The sequence below is a fragment of the Arthrobacter pascens genome (genome assembly GCF_017052465.1).
In the GTDB taxonomy this organism is placed as follows: domain Bacteria; phylum Actinomycetota; class Actinomycetes; order Actinomycetales; family Micrococcaceae; genus Arthrobacter; species Arthrobacter pascens.
The window spans coordinates 1-5,239 of record NZ_JAFHKT010000068.1 but is presented as its reverse complement, the minus strand read 5'-3'; the positions used below and the strand labels follow the sequence as shown (position 1 = coordinate 5,239).

2 protein-coding genes are annotated in these 5,239 nt (G+C 67.7%); both read left to right on the top strand.

The annotated features are described in order from the left end of the window. The first annotated feature begins 663 nt into the window (after positions 1-663). Positions 664-1,773 carry a LacI family DNA-binding transcriptional regulator gene (locus tag JYA52_RS00385; protein WP_205651184.1) on the top strand — a complete coding sequence of 370 codons (1,110 nt, stop codon included), beginning with the start codon at positions 664-666 and terminating at the stop codon, positions 1,771-1,773. Between the two features lie 102 nt (positions 1,774-1,875). Next, complete coding sequence (locus JYA52_RS00380) at positions 1,876-4,893, top strand: glycoside hydrolase family 2 TIM barrel-domain containing protein (protein ID WP_205651183.1); 3,018 nt, start codon at positions 1,876-1,878, stop codon at positions 4,891-4,893. Positions 4,894-5,239: the final 346 nt, after the last annotated feature.

Below are 5,239 nucleotides of genomic sequence, written 5' to 3'. Positions count from 1 at the left end.
AAGCTAAGACCCACAGCGCCGATGGTACTGCACCCGGGAGGGTGTGGGAGAGTAGGTCACCGCCGGACAACCATTAGGTCGAGAGCCCCAACCACACGGTTGGGGCTCTCCCGCATTTAAACACCCAACCACCACCACACCACGGACAACAAAAACCCCCACCACCCCCCACCACTTGCCGGCCCAGGCCCAACGCCCCCGCACCACCCGTGACCCGGATGCCCCCGCACTTGTCGCCGCATGGGAGCCGGACGCCCCCTCACTACCTGCCGCATGCGGGCCGGACGCTCCCTCACTAGTTGCCGGTCCGAACGGCACGCTCCCTCACTAGTTGCCGGGCAGAGCCGGACCCTCCCGCACTACCGCAGCCTTCCGGGCAGCGCCTCACCCACCACCCCCAAAGCCCGCCCGGGCACCCCAACCCACCACACTGTCGTCATCCACACCGCCGTCGTCACCGACAAGAAGTGAGGGAGCGTCCGTGATCACCCGGCAGCAAGTGAGGGAGCGTCACCGTGGGAGACGGCCAAAAGTGAGGGAGCGTCACCGTGGGAGACGGCCAAAAGTGAGGGAGCGTTGGGTGGGAGGCCACGAAAGGTGAGGGAGGGTTTCGCCGTAAAGGCTCGACCAGCGGAGTTGGTGCGGCATCTAGACTTACCAACTATGACCCCTCCTTCCGGCGATGCTTCGTCCGGCCGTGGCACGGGCGCCTATGCCGGACCGGCAAAGCGCGCCACCATTCTTGACGTGGCCGCCGCCGCCGGTGTCTCACGGCAAACTGTTACCCGCGCCATGAACGCCATGCCGGGCATTCGTCGGGAAACGCGCCAGCGGGTCCAGGACGTGGCACGCGAACTGGGATACACGCCCAGCCGCTTTGCGAAGGGGCTCGTCCAGGGGGCGAGGACGTCGGTGGGTCTTTCGATTCCGGATCTCACCAACCCGTACTACCCGGCATTTGCCTCCAGTGTGGTGGAGCTTGCCACCCAGCGAGGCTGGCACGTCGTCATGGATGACTACGGGCATGGCGGAGCGACCGGAGCCGAGTCCGTGGAGCACCTCGCTCCTCAGGTGGACGCCCTGATCGGATACTTGGGCGGCGCCACGGACGAAGCACAGGCCATCCTTGGCCGCCGGCCCCTGGTGGTTCTCGACCAGCCGGCGGGGTCAGCCTCAGGCCGGATTTCCTTTGACTACGGGCATGCCGCACAAGCCGCCCTCGGGCACCTGCAGGCCAGAGGCTGCCGCCACCTCGCCTACATCGACCGGGCGGATTCAGAGGCTGGCCGTGCCACTGTCGCGCCCGGGCACAGAGGAGAACGAGGGCATGCATCCGGCTCCGCGCAGGAAGTTGTGACTGCCCGCGGCCAGGCCTTTGCCCGTAGCGCCGCTGCCGCCGGCGTCGTGCTGGCGGTGTCCGTATCCCCAGAGTCGGCAGCGGATGCCCGCCAAGTGACGCGCCGACTGCTCGAGGAGCACCCCCGCACAGACGGGATCGTGGTGTTCAACGACCTTATGGCGGCAGGTGCACTCAAGGCCCTTGCGGAGTCGGGCCGGGCTGTCCCTGCGGATTGTGCCGTGATCGGCATGGACGGCATCCCGCTCGGCGAGCTGCTGACGCCGGAGCTGACCACTCTCGCACTGGACCTGCGTGAGGTGGGGAGGGCCGCCGTCGAACTTCTGGACGGTTTGCTCACGGGCTCCATTGAGCCGGGTGGACCGGGCTCGGAGCTGGTGCTCCGCCACCGCCTGGTGCTGCGCCAATCGGCCTGAGCAGAGTTCCCGGCCCTACCCAAATGGCTCCGATCCCAGTACTCTTGGACAGGTGCGTGAACGTTCACGGAAAATCAACCAGAGCCCACACAGGGGACCAGCATGTCACTCGATTCATCCACCGCGCCCGCTGATTCACCGCGGTCGGCATCCCCCGGCCGCTCCCTGGACGCCGGGGCGAATGAGATCCGGGGGCTTGAATCGGTAGCGCCCGCCGACGGAGCGCTTCCGGCACGCGCGTACCTCCACAGCGATGCGCCCCGCAAGGTCCTGAACGGCACGTGGAAGTTCCGCCTTCACGGCGGTGCCCGGCTGGCCCCTGCGGACGGCTGGCAGCACGGCGAGAACCCGTCCGGCTTCGGGGACCTGCCGGTGCCGTCCAGCTGGCCGATGCATGGCCATGGCGCGCCCTGGTACACGAACGTCCAGTATCCCTTTGCGGTTGAGCCACCGCACGTTCCGGATCTGAATCCCATCGGCGACCACGTCGTGGAGTTCGACGCCGGACCCGAATTCTTTCCGCGGGCGGTCCTGCGCTTTGACGGCATCGAGTCCGCCGGCACCGTGTGGCTCAACGGAACCAGGCTCGGAACAACGCGCGGCAGCCGCCTGGCTCACGAGTTCGACGTCACCGACGTCCTGGTCCCGGGGCGCAACACCCTGGCCGTGCGCGTCGCGCAGTTCTCGGCGGCCAGCTACCTGGAGGACCAGGACATGTGGTGGCTACCGGGTATCTTCCGCGATGTCACGCTGCAGGCGCGGCCTGACAACGGCATCGACGACGTCTTTGTCCACGCCGGCTACCACCATCTCACCGGCGAAGGGACTCTCAAGGTGGAGGCGACCCGGGCCGGCGAGGCGATTGACGCCGTCGTACGCCTCCCGGAGCTGGAACTGGAGCTGGCCGCTGGAACAGAGCAGGTCATCCCGGCGGTCCACCCGTGGTCCGCCGAACTGCCGCGACTGTATGAGGCAACGGTGAGCACCGCCGGAGAGACCGCGAACCTTCGCATCGGCTTCCGCACCATCACCATCGAGGACGCCCAGTTCAAGGTCAACGGTCAACGGATCCTGCTCCGCGGCGTGAACCGCCACGAACACGATCCGCGGCTCGGGCGGGCGGTGCCGCACGAGGTCATGGAGCGCGAGCTCCGCCTGATGAAGCAGCACAACATCAACGCCATCCGCACATCGCACTACCCGCCGCACCCGGACTTCCTGGCCCTCGCGGACCAGCTCGGTTTCTACGTGATGCTGGAATGCGATCTGGAGACCCACGGCTTCGAAAGCGCAGGCTGGAAGCAAAACCCCAGCGACGACCCGCAGTGGGAGCCGGCGCTGCTGGACAGGATGCGGCGCACCGTGGAACGGGACAAAAACCACGCCTCGGTGATCATGTGGTCGCTGGGGAACGAGTCCGGCACCGGGCGTAACCTGGCGGCGATGTCCCGCTGGACGAAGCACCGCGACCCCTCCCGGCCCATCCACTACGAGGGCGACTGGAGCTCGCCCTACGTGGACGTCTACTCACGGATGTACGCGGACCATGCAGAAACAGCGCTGATCGGCCAGGGAATTGAGCCGGCCCTGGACGACCCCGGGCTGGATGCCCGCCGCCGCGCCATGCCTTTTGTCCTGTGCGAATACGTGCACGCGATGGGCGCCGGCCCCGGCGGCATGAGCGAGTATCAGGAGCTCTTCGACCGGTATCCGCGGCTCATGGGCGGTTTTGTCTGGGAATGGCTGGAGCACGGCATCACCCGCACCGATGACGACGGCCGGGAGTACTTCGCCTACGGCGGCGACTTCGGTGAGGAAATTCACGACGGCAACTTCGTTACCGACGGCCTCGTGGACGCAGACCGCAAACCGAGACCGGGGCTGCTGGATTTCAAAAAGGTCATTGAGCCGCTGGCCATCACCGTCGCGGCGGACTGGACCTCCTTCACCGTCGCCAGCAAGTTCGACTTCGCGGACACGTCCGCCCTCCGGTTCCGCTACGCCGTAGAGGCCGACGGCGGCACTCTCGACGGCGGTCCGGTGGAGGTTCCGCCGTTGGCGCCCCGCAGCGAATCCACCGTTGCGCTGCCGGCCGGGCTGGCAGCCCTGGCCGGTGACGCGACCGCGGTGCTGACCGTCCGGGCCGAACTCGCCGAGGAAACCGCCTGGGCCGCCGCGGGCCACGAGCTCGCGTGGGGCCAGGCACTTCTCAACCCGCCTGAGGCCGCACGCGTCCATGCCACCGAAGCCGTAGCCGAGGCGGGAACTGATGAGCTGCGGCTGGGGCCGGCTGCTTTCTCCCGGGCCACCGGGGCGCTGACCCGCCTGGGCGGGCTGCCGGTGGATGATCTCCGGCTCGTGCTGTGGCGCGCCCCGACGGACAACGACCACGGAGTGGACTGGTGGGGGGACCCCGAAGCCCCGACTCTCGCGCAGCGATGGGTCGCGGCAGGACTGAACCGGCTGCACTCCCGGCTTATCGGCATATCGGCCGTGCCGGATGCCGAGGGCGGCGAGGCGTTGGAGATCCGGACGCGTGTCGGCATAGCGGACAAGCAGTACGGCGTGTTCGTGGACTACACGTGGACCAGCGACGGCGGACGGCTCGGCCTGCACACCCGCCTGCGCCCTGACGGGGAATGGACCGACAGGGGGCGCGACGTACCCTGGGCGCGGATCGGGCTGGAGCTCGTTCTGGCCGCCGAAGCCCGGCAGGTCGACTGGTTCGGGCAGGGGCCCCATCAGGCGTATCCGGATACCGGGCAAGGCGCGCGCAAGGGCTGGCACTCACTGCCCGTCGCCGACATGGCGGTTGACTACGTCCGCCCGCAGGAGTCCGGCGCCCGCGCCGCCGTGCACAGCGCGACACTGCAGCTGGACGGCGGCAACCTGGCCGTGAGCGGGAAACCCTTGGCATTGACCGTCAGGCCGTACAGCCAAGTGGCGCTGGATGCCGCGAATCATCAGCCGGACCTGGTGCCGGACGGCCGCACCTACGTCTATCTCGACCACGTCCAGCGCGGAGTGGGAACCGGGGCTTGCGGTCCCGGAGTGCTGGAGGCCTACCTGGTCCCCCAGCGGGAGGTTGAGTTCACCCTGGCCCTCGAGGTCAAGGCTTAGTCGACCGCGGCCAGACTGTGACGCGCTCCATAGTGGGCGAATAGCCCCGAATCCGTCCGGCAGGCCTGCCTGAGGCCGCTCACATCCCCGTAAACCCGGGGATTTTGACGCCTGTCGCGGGGGTATCGGGGTGGGTTTGCGGTGGGGGTTGGGTGGGTGTATTGTTTTCTAAGTCGCCGAGAGGGGGCCGGCGGGAAGCTGGTTGCCGGAGGCGGCCAAATCCCCTTCTGAACAGCCTGTGAATGGTTCGCTTGTTTGGCGTGCCGGTTGCGGGTGGGGCTGGTTTTGATGGCGGGGCGGGTCGCGGAAACGTTGATTTGCTTTGGGTCTTGGAACCGGGTAAGTT